This window comes from Streptomyces sp. NPDC088730, from assembly GCF_044751215.1.
Taxonomy (GTDB): Bacteria; Actinomycetota; Actinomycetes; order Streptomycetales; family Streptomycetaceae; genus Streptomyces.
The window spans coordinates 108,578-125,121 of the sequence record NZ_JBIVLK010000012.1; the positions used below are offsets into that span (position 1 = coordinate 108,578).

Annotated in this window: 14 protein-coding genes; 3 read left to right on the top strand and 11 right to left on the bottom strand. The window is 72.1% G+C overall.

The window, feature by feature from the left end:
* Positions 1–62 precede the first annotated feature (62 nt).
* From cysS to ACIP89_RS28985, 8 genes are all read right to left on the bottom strand, one after another.
* Entirely contained in the window at positions 63–1,466 is a 1,404-nt protein-coding gene (gene cysS, locus ACIP89_RS28950; protein WP_401922626.1) for a cysteine--tRNA ligase, read from the bottom strand.
* 64 nt (positions 1,467–1,530) lie between these two features.
* Complete coding sequence (locus ACIP89_RS28955; protein ID WP_402117510.1) at positions 1,531–2,817, bottom strand: MFS transporter; 1,287 nt, start codon at positions 2,815–2,817, stop codon at positions 1,531–1,533.
* Positions 2,814–4,538, bottom strand: a complete 1,725-nt coding sequence (locus tag ACIP89_RS28960) for an ABC transporter permease subunit (protein WP_402117511.1) — start codon at positions 4,536–4,538, stop codon at positions 2,814–2,816. Before ACIP89_RS28960 ends, ACIP89_RS28955 begins: the two co-directional genes overlap by 4 nt.
* Before the next feature lie 4 nt (positions 4,539–4,542).
* Entirely contained in the window at positions 4,543–6,063 is a 1,521-nt protein-coding gene (locus tag ACIP89_RS28965; RefSeq protein ID WP_402117512.1) for an ABC transporter substrate-binding protein, read from the bottom strand.
* Positions 6,064–6,124: 61 nt separating this feature from the next.
* Positions 6,125–6,697 (bottom strand): GNAT family N-acetyltransferase, encoded by a 573-nt coding sequence (locus tag ACIP89_RS28970; protein WP_401932499.1) that lies wholly within the window; start codon positions 6,695–6,697, stop codon positions 6,125–6,127.
* A gap of 121 nt (positions 6,698–6,818) precedes the next feature.
* A complete protein-coding gene (gene ispF / locus ACIP89_RS28975; protein ID WP_371776995.1) occupies positions 6,819–7,376 on the bottom strand; it encodes a 2-C-methyl-D-erythritol 2,4-cyclodiphosphate synthase in 558 nt (185 codons plus the stop codon).
* Positions 7,366–8,112 (bottom strand): 2-C-methyl-D-erythritol 4-phosphate cytidylyltransferase, encoded by a 747-nt coding sequence (gene ispD, locus ACIP89_RS28980; RefSeq protein WP_401922613.1) that lies wholly within the window; start codon positions 8,110–8,112, stop codon positions 7,366–7,368. Before ispD ends, ispF begins: the two co-directional genes overlap by 11 nt.
* A 468-nt stretch (positions 8,113–8,580) precedes the next feature.
* Positions 8,581–9,063 carry a CarD family transcriptional regulator gene (locus ACIP89_RS28985; RefSeq protein ID WP_006380568.1) on the bottom strand — a complete coding sequence of 161 codons (483 nt, stop codon included), beginning with the start codon at positions 9,061–9,063 and terminating at the stop codon, positions 8,581–8,583.
* Between the two features lie 634 nt (positions 9,064–9,697).
* Here ACIP89_RS28985 and ACIP89_RS28990 point away from each other — a divergent pair.
* The gene (locus ACIP89_RS28990) at positions 9,698–10,390 is read left to right on the top strand and encodes a DUF461 domain-containing protein (protein WP_402117514.1); all 693 of its coding nucleotides are present in this window, start codon (positions 9,698–9,700) and stop codon (positions 10,388–10,390) included.
* Between the two features lie 124 nt (positions 10,391–10,514).
* Here ACIP89_RS28990 and ACIP89_RS28995 read toward each other — a convergent pair whose 3' ends face one another.
* Positions 10,515–11,195 carry a response regulator transcription factor gene (locus tag ACIP89_RS28995; protein ID WP_073733027.1) on the bottom strand — a complete coding sequence of 227 codons (681 nt, stop codon included), beginning with the start codon at positions 11,193–11,195 and terminating at the stop codon, positions 10,515–10,517.
* Positions 11,192–12,466, bottom strand: a complete 1,275-nt coding sequence (locus tag ACIP89_RS29000) for a sensor histidine kinase (RefSeq protein WP_401922608.1) — start codon at positions 12,464–12,466, stop codon at positions 11,192–11,194. The genes ACIP89_RS28995 and ACIP89_RS29000 overlap by 4 nt, the downstream gene beginning before the upstream one ends.
* A gap of 198 nt (positions 12,467–12,664) precedes the next feature.
* Between ACIP89_RS29000 and phoU the strand changes: the two genes are divergently transcribed.
* A complete protein-coding gene (gene phoU, locus ACIP89_RS29005; protein ID WP_401922605.1) occupies positions 12,665–13,342 on the top strand; it encodes a phosphate signaling complex protein PhoU in 678 nt (225 codons plus the stop codon).
* 512 nt (positions 13,343–13,854) lie between these two features.
* On the opposite strand, the gene ACIP89_RS29010 is transcribed toward phoU, so the two are convergent.
* Positions 13,855–15,171, bottom strand: a complete 1,317-nt coding sequence (locus ACIP89_RS29010; protein WP_402117516.1) for an MDR family MFS transporter — start codon at positions 15,169–15,171, stop codon at positions 13,855–13,857.
* A gap of 241 nt (positions 15,172–15,412) precedes the next feature.
* Here ACIP89_RS29010 and ACIP89_RS29015 point away from each other — a divergent pair, with 241 nt between their 5' ends.
* Positions 15,413–16,174 (top strand): phosphoglyceromutase, encoded by a 762-nt coding sequence (locus ACIP89_RS29015; RefSeq protein ID WP_401922601.1) that lies wholly within the window; start codon positions 15,413–15,415, stop codon positions 16,172–16,174.
* Positions 16,175–16,544: the final 370 nt, after the last annotated feature.

Consider the following 16,544-nt stretch of genomic DNA (forward strand, 5'->3'; position numbering starts at 1 on the left):
CAGACGTGCGTGCGTATAAGTGAGAGTGTGCCGCCCGGCGGGCCGGGCGGCACTCGGGAGGACTACTGGCGCGGGCCGAGTGTCCACCGTGGTCCGGTCGGGCTGTCCTCGATGACGAGCCCGGACTGGTTGAGCTGGTCGCGGATGGCGTCGGCCGACGTCCAGTCCTTGCGCTCGCGCGCCGACTGACGCTGGTCGAGGACGAGCCGTACGAGGGTGTCGACGACGCCGTGCAGATCGTCGCCCCGGTCGCTCTCGGAGGCCCAGTGGTCGTCGAGCGGGTCGAGACCGAGTACCCCGAGCATCGCACGGACCTCCGCGAGACGGGAGACGGCGGCCTCCTTGTCGTCGGCGGCGAGCGCGCTGTTGCCCTGGCGGACCGTGGTGTGGACGATCGCGAGGGCCTGCGGGACGCCCAGGTCGTCGTCCATCGCCTCGGCGAAGGCGGGCGGCACCTCGGCGGCGGGCTCGACGGTCTCGCCGGCCTTCTCCGTGACGCGCTGGACGAAGCCCTCGATGCGGGCGAACGCGGACTCGGCCTCGCGCAGGGCGTCCTCGCTGTACTCGATCATGGACCGGTAGTGCGGGGTGCCGAGGTAGTAGCGGAGCACGATGGGGCGCCAGGTCTTGACCATCTCGCTGACGAGCACGGAGTTGCCGAGCGACTTCGACATCTTCTCGCCGGACATGGTGACCCAGCCGTTGTGCACCCAGTACTTCGCGAACGCGTCACCGAAGCCCTTGGCCTGGGCGATCTCGTTCTCGTGGTGCGGGAAGATCAGGTCGATGCCGCCGCCGTGGATGTCGAAGGCGGCGCCGAGGTACTTGTGCGCCATGGCGGAGCACTCCAGGTGCCAGCCGGGACGGCCGCGGCCCCAGGGGGTCTCCCAGCTGGGCTCACCGGGCTTGGACGCCTTCCACATGGCGAAGTCGCGCTTGTCGCGCTTGCCGGTCTCGTTGTCGCCCGAGGGCTGGCGCAGATCGTCCAGGTCCTGGTTGGAGAGGGACAGGTAGCCGGGGAACGAGCGCACGTCGAAGTAGACGTTGCCGTCGGCGGCGTAGGCGTGACCGCGCTCGATGAGGCCGCGCATCATCTCGATCATCTCGGGGACGTGACCGGTGGCGCGCGGCTCGTAGGTGGGCGGCAGGCAGCCGAGCGCGTCGTAACCGGCGTTGAACGCGCGCTCGTTCTCGTAACCGATGGCCCACCACGGGCGGCCCTGCTCGGCCGACTTCGTGATGATCTTGTCGTCGATGTCGGTGACGTTCCGGACGAACGTCACGTCGTAGCCGCGGTGCTCGAACCAGCGGCGCATGATGTCGAAGTTCAGCCCGGACCTGATGTGCCCGATGTGCGGAGCGGCCTGGACAGTGGCGCCACAGAGGTAGATCGAGACACAGCCCGCTGTGAGCGGGACGAAGTCACGGATCTGCCGGGCGCTGGTGTCATACAGGCGAATAGTCACGCCTCAAGGGTAGTCGGCGCGCACCAGTGCCCCGCGACCCCTTGGAGGATTGCGACGACAGTTGTTACGGCCCGGGTTGGACCGGCCGGGGCCCCTGGTCCCGCACCGGCCGCCCGGCCGCCCTGCCCTCGCTCTCCGTGCCCGCCGGAAGGGTCAGCGCGAGGGCGGCGCCCGCGAGCGGGACCGCGGCGAGCACCGCCCACCGGACGGGGGCCGGGGCGCCGAGCAGCGCCCCGGTGGCGGCGCTGCCCACGAGCACGGCCGCACCGGAGACGGAGGACAGCGCTCCGGTGGCGAGTCCGAGGTGCCGGTCGTCGACGAGATCCGGTACGAGGCCCCGGGCGGCCGGCACCAGGAGCATCTGCCCGAGGGTGAGCAGGACGACGAACGCGGCCGCGGGCAGCAGTCCGGCGGGCCCGTGCGGGGCCGACGGCACGGCGGCGAATCCGGCGGCCACGGTGACGAGCCCGGCGACGAGCGCGGTACGGGGTGCCAGGCGCCGGGCGGTCCAGCGGGTCACCGGCAGCTGGGCGCAGACGACGAGCAGCGAGGAGAGCGCGAACAGCGCGCCGAGGGCGGTCTGCGATCCGGTGGCGCGCTCCACCTCCGCGGGGAGCGAGAGGTAGAGCTGGTTGTACGCGACGAGGTAGCTGCTGTACGCGAGGCAGAGCAGCAGGAACGGCCGGCTGCCGAACACCTGGCGCACGGAGCCCCGGTTCCGGTTCGTCCGGGCCACGGGCGCGCGGCGCGGCATCAGCCGGGCATGCCCGGCGAGGACCGCGACGAAGACGGCGACCCCGGCGAGGGCGGCCTCCCGGAACCCGCCGCCCAGGAGCAGGAGGGCCGAGCCGAGGAGCGGTCCGAGGAAGGCCCCGGCCTGTCCGGCGGCGGAGAACCGGGCGAGCACCTGGGCGCGCGGGGTGCCGGTCGCCCGTTCGTGGCGGACGGCCTCGCGGGCGGTCTCCGACTCGACGGCGGGTGAGAAGAGCGCGGCGGCCAGCCCGGTCAGCAGGACGGCGCCGATGACGGTCGCGGTGGATGCGGCGAAGGCCAGCCAGCCGAATCCGGCGATGCGCAGGACGCATCCGGCGAGGACGACGGGGCGGGGGCCGTAGCGGTCGGTGAGGGCGCCGCCGATGACGAAGAGCCCTTGCTGGCTGAAGGTGCGCAGCCCGAGGACCAGGCCGACGAGCCAGCCGGCCATGCCGAGTCCGGTTCCGAGGTGGGTGGCGAGGTAGGGCAGGACGGCGTAGAAGCCGGTGCTGAACGCGAACTGGGTGGTGGTGAGGAGGCGGAGGTAGCGGTCCGGGGTGGTGGCGGTGGCCCGTGGCGGGTGTGCGCCGGGGCTCACGCGGCGCCCCTGCGGTGTCGCAGGCCCCGGACGGCGGCGGCCGCGAGGACGGCGGTCGCGCCGAGGGCAGCGAGGGCGGCGGCGGGGGCGAGTACGGCCCAGGGGGCGCGTTCGGCGTAGGGGAGGTTCTCGGAGAGCATCCGGCCCCATTCGGGCGACGGCGGCGCGGTGCCGAGGCCGAGGAAGCCGAGCGAGGCGAGGGCCAGCGCGATGGCGGGGACGCGCAGGACGGCGTGGCGGACGACGGGGGGCAGTACGCCGGGCAGGACGTGGCGGCGCAGCAGGTGTGCGCGTCCGGCGCCGAGCGCTCGGGCGGCGGCGATGTGCGGGGCGGCGCGTTCCTGCGCGTACAGGGCGCTGGTGTGTGCGGCCAGCGGTGCCCAGGCGACGGCGGTGACGGCTGCGGCGGCGCTCCAGGGGCCCGGTCCGGCGACACCCGCGACGACGAGCCCGGTGAGGATCGCGGGCAGCGCGTTCGCGGTCTCGGTGAGCGCTCCGGCGCGGACGGCTCCGAGGACGAGGCCGAGGAGCAGGGTGGCCGCCGACACCGCGACGGCGGTGAGGACGGTGCGGGCGGCGCCGTGTCCGAGGCGGGCGAGGATGTCGCGGCCGAGGGAGTCGGTGCCGAAGGGGTGGGCGGTGGAGGGTCCGGCGAGGCGGGCGGCGGCGTCGATGTGGAGCGGATCGCGCAGCAGCCCGGCGACGGTGACGGCGGCGAAGAGCGCGGTGAGGAGGAGTGCGCCGGTGATCAGGGACCGGCGTGCGCGGGCGGCCGGTGGGACGAGCGCGGGCAGCGCGCCGTCGTGCAGGGCGGGGCCGAGCAGGGTGCGGGAGGCGAGGCGGGCGGCGAGTCCGGCCGCGACGCCGAGGAGCAGCAGCATCAGGACGCAGGCCTGGAGGACCGGGAGGTCCTGGGCGAGTGCGGCGGCCAGGGCGCTGCCGCCGAGGCCGGGGATCGCGTAGAGGGTCTCCACGGCGACGGCCCCGCCGGTGAGCCCGACGACGATCAGGCCGAGCTGGGGCAGCAGTCCGGGCAGGGTGCGGCGCAGGGCGTGCCGGGCGATGCGGCGCGCGGGCAGTCCGCCGGCGGTGGCGGCGCGCGCCCAGGGCTCGGCGAACGCGGCGGGCAGCGCGTCGTCCAGCAGCCGGCCGAGCAGCGCGCCCGCCGGGATGCCCATGGCGAGGGCGGGCAGCACCGCCTGCCCGGGGCTCCCCCAGCCGAGCGCGGGGAGCCAGCCGAGCCGGACCGCGACGACGGCGGCGAGCACGGCGGCGATCAGGAACTCGGGGAAGGCGGCGAGGACGGCCGCGCCGACGCCCGCGCGGGTGGTGGCGGGGCGGCGCGCCGCCCCGCGCCGCAGGGTCCCGGCGGCGAGCGCCGCGGCGAGGACCAGGGCGACGGCGAGGGAGCCGCCCATCAGGGTGAGCGAGACGCCCAGGGCGGACACCGCGTCGGGCGCGACGGGCTGCCCGGAGACCCAGGAGGTGCCGAGGTCGCCGTGGAGGAGTCCGCCGAGCCAGCCGCCGAGGATGTGGAGCGGACCGCCGTCGAGGCCGGTCTGGGCCCGGATGGCGTCGAGGGTCTCCGGGGTCGGCGGCCGGTCGGCGTAGCGGGCGCGCAGGATCGTCAGGGCCGGGTCCGTGCGGGTCAGCCGGGGCAGCAGGCCGATGACGGCGAGGACCGCGAGGAGCGCGGTGAGCCGTCCGGCGAGGTACTTCATCCGGTCATCCGACGCGGGTGTCCGCGGTGATGAGGGTGCGCTCCATCGGGTCGAGCGCGACACCGTGGACGCGGCTGTCGTCGTACCCCTGCACGAAGCGTTCGTGGAGCAGCGGGACGAGTGCGTCGGTGGAGAGGATGCGGGCCTCCGCGGTCATCGCGGCGCGGTGGCGGGCGTCGGTTCCGGCGAGGGCGGCGGCCTTGTCCACGTCGGTGTCGACGCGCTTGTCGCAGAGCTGCGAGATGTTGAAGCTGCCGTCGCAGGTGAAGTCGGAGGCGAGGTAGGAGACGGGGTCGGCGGTGTCCAGGAGGGTGTTGCGGGCCTGGATGAAGGCGTCGTACTTGCCGGCGAGGGCGTCGGCCTCCAGCTGGGCGTAGTCGCGGACGACCTGCTTGACGGTGAAGCCGCGCTTCTGGAGCTGCTGCTGGACGACGGTGGCGACCTCGGGGAGTTCGGGCCGGTTGGTGTACGTGGCGAGGACGATCTGCCGCGTCTTCGCGACCTGCCTCCTGCCCGCGGCCTTCGCCCGGCCCGCCGGGTCCTGGCGGGCGGCGGCGGCCCACGGCACGCCTGGTCCGAGGAGGCCCTGCGCGCGGTCGGCGCGGCCTTCGTAGACGGCCTTGACGAGGGCCTGGGAGTCGATCGCCTCACGGGCGGCGGCGCGCATCGCGGGATCGCTGAAGACCCCGTGCTCCGTGTTGAGGGAGAGGCCGTTGGTGCGGGCGGAGGGGAACTCGTGGACGAGCCCGTCGCCGAGGAGGGAGGCCTGCGAGATCGGTACGTACTCGGCGACGTCGACGGCCTTGGTGCGCAGGGCGTTGGCGCGGGCGGTGCCGTCGGCCACGAAGGTCACGTCGGCACCGGGGGCCTTGGCCTTGCCGCCCCAGTAGTGCTCGTTGCGCTCCAGGGTGGCGCTGACGGCGCCCTTGACCGTGGCGAGGGTGAAGGGCCCGGTGGCGTGCCCGGCCGGGTTCACCTTGCCGCCGCGGTAGGCCGCGGCGGACAGGACGGTGAGGGAGGGGTTGGCGAGGCGCTGGGGCAGCAGCGGGTCGGCCGCTGTGGTGACGACCCGTACGGTGCCGGCGCCCTCGGCCGTCGCGGTGATGCCGGTGTCGGACAGGACGCGGGGCTTGGGCGAGGCCTTCTGAGCGGCGTTCAGGGAGCGGGCGACGGCGGCCGCGTCGACCTTCGTGCCGTCCTGGAAGGTCGCCTCGCGCAGGGCGAAGGTCCACACCTTCGGGCTCTCGCGCTTCCAGGAGGTGGCGAGCGCGGGCTTCGCGGCGCCCTCGCGGTCGAGGGCGGTGAGGCCCTCGACGACCGCGAGGCGGCTGAGGGTGACGGCGTCGTCGCCGTAGGGGGACATCGCCTGGGCGGGCGGGAAGGCCATGACGACCCGGAGGCGTTGCCCGCCGCCCGGCGCGCTCCCGGTGTCGTCCGCGCCGCCGGAGCAGGCGGTGGCGAGCGGGACGAGAAGGGCGGCCGCGGTCAGCGGCAGCGCGGCGCGACGGAGTCGGGACGTGGGCATGGCAACGACCTTATATGAAAACGATTGTCATCTGAAATGGTGCGACGAGGGCCGGCGCGGTTCAGCCGGCGGCGGGCATCGGCAGCTCGAAGTGGACGACGCTCTGACCCCGGCCGGGCAGCGTGCGCTCGTCGCACACCTCCCGCGCGAGCGAGCGCCAGAACGGCTCCGCGCCCGGCACGGACGGGTCGGTGTGCAGGTAGACCGCCTCGTACCCGCCGGCCCGCGCGACGAAGTCGCGGAGCTCCCGCACCAGCCGCCGCGCCAGCCCGCGCCTGCGGTGCTCCGGCGCCACGTAGATCCGGCACAGCTGGGCGGTGGTGCCGGACGGGAAGCGGTCCGCGACCCACTGCGGATTGGGCGGCGCCTGCGGTCCGCGGTCCCGCACGGCGCCCGTCGCGACGATCTCGCCGTCGCGCTCGACCACCAGCAGGGTGCAGCGCGCGGGCCGCAGATAGCTGGACTCGGGGTCGATGATGTCGGCGTGCCAGCGGGGTACGTAGCCGGACCCCAGGTCGCGGTAGACGGTGTCGAGCATCACGGCCCGCGCACCGTCGACATCCCGGGGGGTGGCGGTGCGCAGGACGTATCCGTCGGCATCGGCCCGTACCGCGGCCACTGTCGTCGTACTCATCCCGGAGCCTCTCCCGTCCCTCGCGTCACCTCATTGCCGTACCAGAGTACGTGCGACTGATGTGCAACAAGGCCACGGGCCCGGCGGTCCGCCGGGCCCGCCCGGCCGGCTCCGCGGCAGGTCAGACCGGTCGGTAGACCAGCGCGGTGGCGATTCCCGCGATGCCCTCCGCACGGCCGGTGAAGCCCAGCCCGTCGGAGGTGGCGGCGGAGAGCGACACCGGCGCGCCCACGGCGGCGGACAGCACGCGCTGCGCCTCGTCGCGCCGCTTGCCGATCTTCGGCCGTACGCCGACGACCTGGACGGCGACATTGCCGATCTCGAACCCCTCGGACCGCACGATCCGGGCCGCCTCGGTCAGCAGCGTGACCCCCGCGGCGCCGGACCACTCGGGGCGGCCCGTGCCGAAGTGCTGCCCGAGGTCGCCGAGACCGGCGGCCGAGAACAGCGCGTTGCACGCGGCGTGCGCGACCACGTCCGCGTCGGAGTGCCCGGCGAGCCCGGGGCCCTCGCCCTCCCACAGGAGCCCCGCGCACCACAGCTCGCGGCCCTCCTCGAAGGCGTGGATGTCGGTACCGATCCCGACGAGCGGGATCACCGGCGCGTTGCGTGCCCCGGGACCCCCGGAGCTCTCGGGAGCCGTCCGCTCCCCGGAAACCCTCTGCTCCTCAGAAGCCATCGTTCGCCCTCCTGCGTGCGAGAACCGCTTCGGCCAGGACCAGATCCAGCGGCCGGGTCACCTTGAACGCCTCCTCGTGTCCGGGGACGACCACGACGGGCGCCCCGAGCTGCTCGACCAGGCCCGCGTCGTCGGTCGCGCCCTCGCCGCTGACGGCGACCCGCTCGTGGGCCCGCACCAGCGTGTCGCGGTCGAAGCCCTGCGGCGTCTGCACCGCCCGCAGCCTGGACCGCACCGGGGTGGAGAGCACCGGTTCCGGCTCCCCCGGCACGCCCGGCTCCACCTCCTTGACGGTGTCCGCCAGCGGCAGCGCCGGGACGACGGCGAGCGCTCCGGCCCGTACCGCCTCGACCACCGCGTCCACCGTGTCGACGGGCACCAGCGGGCGGGCCGCGTCGTGCACGAGGACGGCGGAGACATCGGCGGGCAGCGCGTCCAGGCCGAGCTTCACCGACTCCTGCCGGGTCCCGCCACCGGGCACGACCAGGAATTCGGTGCGCTCCGGCAGTGCGTGCTCGTCGAGCAGGTTTCGGACCGCGGGCGCGCCGTCCGGCGGTGCGACGACCACCACCAGGGAGACCTGACGGGAGGCCGCCATGGCCCGGACCGCATGGACGAGCATGGGCGTTCCGCCCAGCGCGCGGAGCGCCTTGGGGGCGCCGGGGCCGAGCCGTACACCGCGGCCGGCCGCCGGAATCACGGCGGCGGTGCGGCGGGGAAGTGATTGATCAGACATCGGTTGCACTCCGAAGCATCGGCATGTTTGTCTCCACGGCCGACGTGGGTATGGCCTCAATCGAGCCAGGCGCTACGCCATGACTCGGCCGGGACCCTTTCCGTGACCCCGGGCGAGACGAGGACCGCACCGGCCGCTCGGGATCGGCCTGACACGTCGACTTCACAAGATCGCGAGCAAAGTACCGGGGGATCGTCGACGAGGCCAACGCGTCGCCGCATCGAGAACAACATCCGGGACACCTGGGCCTCGCGCCCTGACGTCCCGGTGCCCGGAATCCGGAATATGGCCGGAATCCGCGCGTCCGAAATCCGCAATCGGGCGCGCGCCGACGGCCATGCCCGGACATGCCGCAGTGCCCGACGACAGGCCGTTCGAACGGCTGGTCAGCGGGCACCGCGGCACATTATTTACGTCTCGGACGTCCCGGACCGGTGCGATCCGGTTCGGACATCAGACACGAGCACTTCAGGACGCGAGGACCTCGTCCAGCAGAGCCTCGGCCTTGTCCTCGTTGGTGTTCTCCGCGAGAGCGAGCTCACTCACCAGGATCTGGCGAGCCTTGGCGAGCATGCGCTTCTCACCTGCGGAGAGTCCGCGCTCGCGCTCACGACGCCACAGGTCACGGACTACTTCCGCGACCTTGATGACATCGCCGGAGGCGAGCTTTTCGAGATTTGCCTTGTAGCGTCGGGACCAGTTCGTCGGCTCTTCGGCATACGGCGCGCGCAGCACCTCGAAGACCCGGTCCAGCCCTTCCTGACCGACCACGTCACGCACACCCACGAACTCCGCATTGTCCGCAGGCACACGCACCGTCAAGTCGCCCTGGGCGACCTTGAGCACCAAGTAGGTCTTGTCCACGCCTTTGATCTGGCGAGTTTCGATAGCCTCGATCAGCGCGGCCCCGTGATGGGGATAGACCACGGTGTCGCCAACCTTGAACGTCATGTGACAGGTACCCCTTCCGTGGCTATCAAGAGTAACACGAGAACTGCTTCTCCTGAATGGCGTTTTCGCAGGTCAGGGCATATCTCGGGGCTTGACAACTGCAACACGTACGTGCTGCGGAAGGCACATCGAGGGGGGTATTCGCAGGTCGGAGGCGCTGTACGGGGGAGGAGAAACGCGGACGTTACACCCGTCGGAACTTGCTCGGAAGGGACCTAACGTCCCGTTTTGCCTGGTTCAGGATGGTGAACTTTCCGTACTCCGTTCGAGGATCGATCACCCGTACGGCGGTAAGTGCCGATGCCCAATGAAATTGATCAACGTTCGGCCGTCGGGCGGATGTCGCGTGGATTATCCGCAATGAATGCGCCGGGGCACGTCAAGGCCGGTGGAACTCGCGCGGGAAGCGCCGGACGGACATCCGGCGGAATTGATCAAGCGCGTTATGTGAACGGCTTGCGAATCATCGCCCCCGGTCCGGCCCGCGATCCCCGGTACGTCCAGGGGGCGGGTCGGGTGCGGGACGGGGACGGCGGCTCGGTAACCTGACCGCTGTCACACCGCTTGGGGCGACTTCGACACGACTCGCCCGACCCCGTCCGTAAGTCCGCTCGTTCAAGGAGTTGCCCCCGCCGTGAGCCGCAGCCTTCGACACGGCGCTCTCGCCGCCACCGCCATCGCGTTCTCGATCGCCGCGCTCTCCGCATGTGGTGCGGGCAAGAACGCGCAGACGCTCGAAGTCAGGCCTGACAACGCCGCCACCTCGGTCGGCACCATCAAGATCCAGAACGCCAATGTCGTCACCCAGCCGGAAGCCGGCGCCAAGGGTCCGGCCGTCGTGATCGCCACGCTGTTCAACAACGGCACCAAGCCGGAGACCCTCAACGCCATCGCGCTGACCGGCACCAGCGTCTCCGTGCAGCTGCACGCCGCCAAGGGCACGGGACCGGTCGTCGTACCGGCCGGCGGCCGGGTGGTGATCGGCGGCAAGGACAACGCGGCCGCCGTGATCGAGAACGGCAGCGAGGCCACGCAGAACGGCAACGTCCAGAACCTGGTCTTCAAGTTCAGCGAGTCCGGCGACATCCCGCTGGGCGCCACCGTCGTCCCGGCCACCAGCTACTTCAAGGGCTTCGGCCCGAGCGCGCTCCCGGAGCTGCCGAACGCGAACGCCTCGGCGTCCCCCTCGTCCGACGCGACACCCTCCGGCTCCGCCACGGAGAAGACCCCGGGCTCCACGTCCGGCACCCCCTCCGGGTCTGCCTCCTCGGAGGACAAGACCACCCCGACCGACGCGGCGTCCGACTCGGCCCAGCCGAACACCTGACCCACGAGCGCGCGCACGCAGACGCGAGCACACGCAACCGCGCACACGGCTGAGGCGCCTCCCGCTCCGGGAGGCGCCTCAGCCGTGTGTACCGCTCTCGGCCCTCAGCGGGCAGCGGGCCGGTTTACGGCTCGAACTTGTACCCGAGGCCCCGCACCGTCACCAGGAACCTCGGCGCGCCCGGGTCGGGCTCGATCTTGGCGCGCAGCCGCTTGACGTGGACGTCGAGCGTCTTGGTGTCGCCCACGTAGTCGGCGCCCCAGACCCGGTCGATCAGCTGCATCCGGGTCAGCACCCGGCCGGCGTTGCGCAGCAGCATCTCCAGCAGGTCGAACTCCTTGAGCGGGAGGTCGACCTTGCCGCCGGAGACGGTGACGACGTGGCGGTCCACGTCCATCCGGACCGGCCCGGCCTCCAGAGCGGCCGGAGTGACCTCCTCCGGCTCCCCGCGGCGGCGCAGCACCGCGCGGATACGGGCGACGAGCTCACGCGAGGAGAAGGGCTTGGTCACATAGTCGTCGGCTCCTATTTCCAGGCCGACGACCTTGTCGATCTCGCTGTCCTTGGCCGTGACCATGATCACGGGGACGTTGGACTTGCTGCGCAGCTGCCGGCAGACCTCGGTGCCGGGCAGTCCGGGCAGCATCAGGTCGAGCAGCACGAGGTCGGCGCCGTTGCGCTCGAACTCGTCCAGGCCGTCGGGACCCGTGGCCGCGATGGCGACCTCGAAGCCTTCCTTGCGGAGCATGTAGGACAGGACGTCGCTGAAGGATTCCTCATCCTCGACGACAAGCACTCGGGTCACGGAAGAGCCTCCGGGGCAGGAAATGAATCAAGAGTGTCGGGGGCGGCGGCCTGGTGAGGCCCCTCGTCGCCGTTGACGATGAGCGGTCCGCCTGATGTGCGGTCCCGTTCCCTCACGGCGCCCGCTTCGGGCAGCCGCAGGGTGAAGGTGGAGCCCTGTCCCTCCGAGCTCCAGACGGTGACCTCCCCGCCGTGCGAGGCGGCCACGTGCTTGACGATGGCGAGGCCGAGGCCGGTGCCACCGGTGGCCCGTGAGCGGGCCGGGTCGACGCGGTAGAAGCGTTCGAAGACCCGCTCGCGGTCCTTCTCCGAGATGCCGAAGCCCTGGTCGGTCACGGCTATCTCGATCTCGTCCCCGCCGGACATGGCCACCCGGCGGACGGCGATGCCGACGCGGGTGCGGGCGGGGCTGTAGTTGACGGCGTTCTCGACGAGGTTGCCGAGAGCGGCGGCGAGCTGGCCCCGGTTGCCCCAGATGCGGAGCTCGGCGGTGCCGCCGGCGGCCATGGTGATCTGCTTGGAGCCGGCCTGCTGCCGGCAGCGGTCGATGGCCTCCGCGACCAGTTCGTCCACCCGGACCGGTTCGGCGTCCTCCAGCGGGTCGTCGTTCTGCACCCGGGAGAGGTCGATGAGCTCCTGTACGAGGTTGGTGAGCCGGGTCGCCTCGATCTGCATCCGGCCCGCGAACCGTTCGACCGCCTCCGGGTCGTCGGAGGCGTCCATGACGGCCTCGGAGAGCAGGGAGAGCGCTCCGGTCGGGGTCTTGAGCTCGTGGCTGACGTTGGCGACGAAGTCGCGCCGTACCGCCTCGATGCGGCGGGCTTCCGTGAGGTCCTCGACCAGCAGCAGCACCAGCCGGGAGCCCAGCGGGGCGACCCGGGCGGAGACCGCGAGGGCCTCGCCCCGCCCGGTGCCGCGCCGTGGGAGGTCCAGTTCGACCTGGCGTATCTCGCCGTCACGGCGGGTGTCCCTGGCCATGTTCAGCATCGGTTCGACGGCGAGCCGTCCGCCCCTGACCAGCCCGAGCGCGTACGCGGCGGAGCTGGCCTTGACGACGCTGTCGCTCTCGTCGAGCACGACGGCGGAGGAGCTCAGCACGGACAGGACCGTGTCGACTCCGGGGGGCAGGGGGGCATTGCTGTCGGGCCGCAGGGAGGTACGCGTCGGCTTCTTCTGGTCGCGCTCGCTCCAGCGGAACGCCAGCATCGCGATCACACCGGTACACAGCCCGGCGATCGCTGCAGCTGCGGCGACCGCCGCGTTCACGTCCATAGCTCCAGGTTATGCGGCCGGGCGGACACTCTCCCAGCCATCCGAGTGCCTACTCGAACACTCGTCGCCCAGAGTTCACCGAGGAGCAAGCACCGGTTCACTTGGCCGGTCGGAACCCGACGCGTACGGCCGTCACGGTGGCAACGTGGGGTTCAGAGCTGGCCCCGGCCTCGGTTTAGGACTGGAGAGGGACTTCCCATGCGTGACGCGTACCACGAGGAACTCGACTCGATCGGCGAGGGGCTGGTCGAGATGGCCAGGCTCGTCGGGTCGGCGATCGGCCGGGCGACGACGTCCATGCTCGATGCCGATCTCAAGCTCGCGGAGACGGTGATCGCCGCGGACCAGAAGGTCGACGACCTCCAGCACGACCTGGAGGCCAGGGCCATCGCGCTGCTGGCCCGCCAGCAGCCGGTGGCCACGGACCTGCGGATCGTGGTGACCTCGCTCCGGATGAGCGCCGACCTGGAGCGCTCGGGCGACCTCGCCCAGCACGTCGCCAAGCTGGCCCGGCTGCGCTTCCCGCAGTCGGCGGTGCCGCACGACCTGCACGCCACCATCCTGGAGATGGGGCAGCTGGCGCAGCGCCTGATGGCCAAGGCCGCCGAGGTGATCATCACCAAGGATGTCGACCTGGCGCTCCAGCTGGAGCAGGACGACGACGAGATGGACCTGCTGCACCGCACGCTGTTCCAGCACCTGATGGACGACCGCTGGAAGCACGGCATCGAGACGGCCGTCGACGTGACGCTGCTGGGCCGCTACTACGAGCGGTTCGCCGACCACGCGGTCTCGGTCGCCAAGCGCGTGGTCTACCTGGTGACGGGCGAGCACGCGGACGAGATCCAGCAGTCGGCGCCGGTGGAGGGCGCGTAACCGCAAGCGCCGGGCGGCGCTGCAGCCGGGCAGCCCCGGCAGGACAGGTGCAGGGCAGGGGCAAGGGCAAGGGCAGACCGGCGTACGACGGCGCGTTTTCTCGCACATGCGTTCCTGCACGTGTGCGCCGTTGATGCGCCTGCCCGGGTGGGCATGCAATGGGGTGGGGCGGCACGACTTGTCCGTACGCCCCGGTCGTGGGCCCCGTGCGGGCGTACGGCCCTGTCGTACGCCTTGAGGAGGAACCATGGCCGATTCCCCCACGACCGAACCCCAGCAGGAGACATCCGCCGACGTCGCTCGGGGGGCCGTCCTCGGTGCCTGCGGATGCGGCTCGGGCTGCGGGTGCGGATGCCAGTCCGGAGCGCCGTGCCAGTGCGGCGGCTGCTCGGGCTGACGGACGCGGAACAACGGTGGGCGCCCCCGAGCGGGGCGCCCGTCGCGTTCGACGGTCCGGGTCGGACGGTCCGCCCGGCTCAGACGGTCCGCCCGGCTCAGACGGTCCGCCCGGCTCAGACGGTGCGCTCGGCGGTGGGCTCCGGAGCGGCGGGTCCGGGAGTGGTGCTGCCGTGCCCGATCTCCGCCGTCACGACCGTCCCGCCCGGCTGCGGCAGGTTCCGCATCAGCAGCCGGTACCCGAGGGCCGCGACCGTGCCCAGGACCGCGCACATCCCCCAGAGCCACCCGGCCCCGAAATGGTCGATGACCACCCCGGACAGCAGCGGGGCGACCAGCGCGGCGGCGGCCCAGGACAGCGTGTACATGCCCTGGTAGCGGCCCCGCCCGTGGGCCGGGGAGAGCTGGACGACCAGGCCGTTCTGCACGGGCGCGTTGACGATCTCGGCAACGGTCCACACGCAGATCGTCAGCGCGTACACGGCGACCGACCCGGCGAACGCGGTCAGCCCGAACCCGTACCCCGCCAGCAGCGACGAGACGATGAGCAGCCGGCGCGGGTCGCGGTGCTGGATGAAGCGGGTGACCGGGATCTGGAGCACCACGATGAGCACGCCGTTGACGGCGATGGCGGTACCGAAGTCGGAGCTGCTGAACCCGTCCGTCCCCATGGCCACCGGCAGCCCCACGTACCCCTGCTGGAAGATCAGGGCGATGACGAAGGACAGCCCGACGACCCCCATGAACCGCCCGTCGCGCAGCACGGTACCGAGCCGTACGTCGTCGCTGTCCGGGCCGCCCGGTGCGGGCCCGGCCCCGGTGCGAGCGGCGGACTTCTCCGGGCGGGACTCCGGCACCTTCATGAAGACGACGACGGCGCAGAACAGGGTCATCAGGGCCTCACCGACGAAGCCGGCGAGATAGCTGTACTCCGCGATGAACCCGGCTCCGGCCGAGGAGACCGCGAAGCCCAGGTTGATCGCCCAGTAGTTGAGCGAGAAGGCCCTGACCCGGTCCTCGGCCGGGACGATGTCGGCGATCATCGCCTGGACGGCGGGCCGCGAGGCGTTGCTCGACAGGCCGACGAAGAAGGCGACACCGGCGATGGCCACCGGATGGACCATGAAACCGAGCACGGCCACCGAGACGGCCGTCGAGACCTGCGCGACCAGCATCGTGGGCCGCCGCCCGAACCGGTCGGCCATCACCCCGGCCCCGAGCGAGGAAACGACCCCGCCGAGCCCGTGCAGGGCGGCGACCAGCCCGGCGTACGAGGCCGAGTAGCCCCGGTCCAGGGTCAGGTACAGGGCCATGAACGTGGCGACGAACGCCCCGAGCCGGTTGACCAGGGTGCTGGTCCACAGCCACCAGAACTCCCTGGGGAGCCCGGAGACGGTGTCGCGGGTGGCCCGCCTGAGCGCGGCGACAGACATGCGGGTTCCCCCCGGGGCGTACGTGAACGGATGAGGCGGTAAGAGGCCCGCCGACGATCCGAACATTACGAACCACGGATTGCGCCCGGCCACTCGATTGACAGCTCCCGTCAATCGAAGCCGCCCCGGCTCCCCCGTCCGTCCGGCTGTCCGCCCTGTGCCCCGGCTCCCCCGGCCGTCCGGCTGTCCGCCCTGTGGCCGGGCGCGCGCGGCCCTCACGGGTTCGATTAGGCTCGGACGCATGGCCGACGCACCGTACAAGCTGATCCTCCTCCGCCACGGCGAGAGCGAATGGAACGCGACAAATCAGTTCACCGGTTGGGTGGACGTCAACCTGACCCAGAAGGGCGAGAAGGAGGCGGTCCGCGGCGGTGAGCTGCTGACGGAGGCCGGCCTGCTTCCCGACGTCGTGCACACCTCGCTCCAGAAGCGCGCGATCCGCACCGCCCAGCTCTCGCTGGAGGCCGCGGACCGCCACTGGATCCCCGTGCACCGCTCCTGGCGGCTGAACGAGCGCCACTACGGCGCCCTCCAGGGCAAGGACAAGGCCCAGACCCTCGCCGAGTTCGGCGAGGAGCAGTTCATGCTCTGGCGCCGCTCGTACGACACCCCGCCCCCGGAGCTCGCGGACGGCGCCGAGTACTCGCAGAGCGGCGACCCGCGCTACGCGACGATCCCGCCGGAGCTGCGCCCGCGCACCGAGTGCCTCAAGGACGTCGTCGTCCGCATGCTGCCGTACTGGTACGACGGCATCGTCCCGGACCTGCTGGCCGGCCGCACGGTCCTGGTCGCCGCGCACGGCAACAGCCTCCGCGCCCTGGTCAAGCACCTCGACGGCATCTCCGACGCCGACATCGCGGGCCTGAACATCCCGACGGGCATCCCGCTCGCCTACGAACTGGACGAGAACTTCCGCCCGTTGAAGCCGGGCGGCACCTACCTCGACCCGGACGCGGCGAAGGCGGCCATCGAAGCCGTGAAGAACCAGGGCAAGAAGAAGTAAGCAGAGCCGAAGAAGCCCCCCCACCTGCGGGTTTTCCGCGTGGTGGGGGGCTTTTTGCTGTGCTGGGGCCTCTGCCGGGGGGCGGTGCTGCCCGATCAGTACGCCGTCATCCCCCAACGCGCAGAAGCGGCGGGCCAGGACTTCCGCCGCTCCCCGGAACTCCTCCCCGCCCGGCCGGACCGGCACCCTCCGGGTCCCGCACGGCGAGGCCCCGGCGACTCGCGCCCTCAGCCGCCGCGCACGGCGCGGCTCGACCGCGTCGCGCACCAGGCTCTCGCGATGACCTGTCCATCGTGCGGCCGACGCGAGGCCCTCAAGTGGTGCTGGAGCGGCCGGAGGTGACGCCCCGTTTCCCTCGTCGTACCCTGTG

What these genes read in the sequence shown, in the direction of transcription:
- ACIP89_RS28960 (WP_402117511.1), bottom strand. Translation starts at nt 4,538, where the DNA reads ATGAAGTACCTCGCCGGACGGCTCACCGCGCTCCTCGCGGTCCTCGCC.
- ACIP89_RS28965 (WP_402117512.1), bottom strand. Translation starts at nt 6,063, where the DNA reads ATGCCCACGTCCCGACTCCGTCGCGCCGCGCTGCCGCTGACCGCGGCC.
- ACIP89_RS28970 (WP_401932499.1), bottom strand. Translation starts at nt 6,697, where the DNA reads ATGAGTACGACGACAGTGGCCGCGGTACGGGCCGATGCCGACGGATAC.
- ispF (WP_371776995.1), bottom strand. Translation starts at nt 7,376, where the DNA reads ATGGCTTCTGAGGAGCAGAGGGTTTCCGGGGAGCGGACGGCTCCCGAG.
- ispD (WP_401922613.1), bottom strand. Translation starts at nt 8,112, where the DNA reads ATGTCTGATCAATCACTTCCCCGCCGCACCGCCGCCGTGATTCCGGCG.
- ACIP89_RS28985 (WP_006380568.1), bottom strand. Translation starts at nt 9,063, where the DNA reads ATGACGTTCAAGGTTGGCGACACCGTGGTCTATCCCCATCACGGGGCC.
- ACIP89_RS29000 (WP_401922608.1), bottom strand. Translation starts at nt 12,466, where the DNA reads ATGGACGTGAACGCGGCGGTCGCCGCAGCTGCAGCGATCGCCGGGCTG.
- phoU (WP_401922605.1), top strand. Translation starts at nt 12,665, where the DNA reads ATGCGTGACGCGTACCACGAGGAACTCGACTCGATCGGCGAGGGGCTG.
- ACIP89_RS29010 (WP_402117516.1), bottom strand. Translation starts at nt 15,171, where the DNA reads ATGTCTGTCGCCGCGCTCAGGCGGGCCACCCGCGACACCGTCTCCGGG.
- ACIP89_RS29015 (WP_401922601.1), top strand. Translation starts at nt 15,413, where the DNA reads ATGGCCGACGCACCGTACAAGCTGATCCTCCTCCGCCACGGCGAGAGC.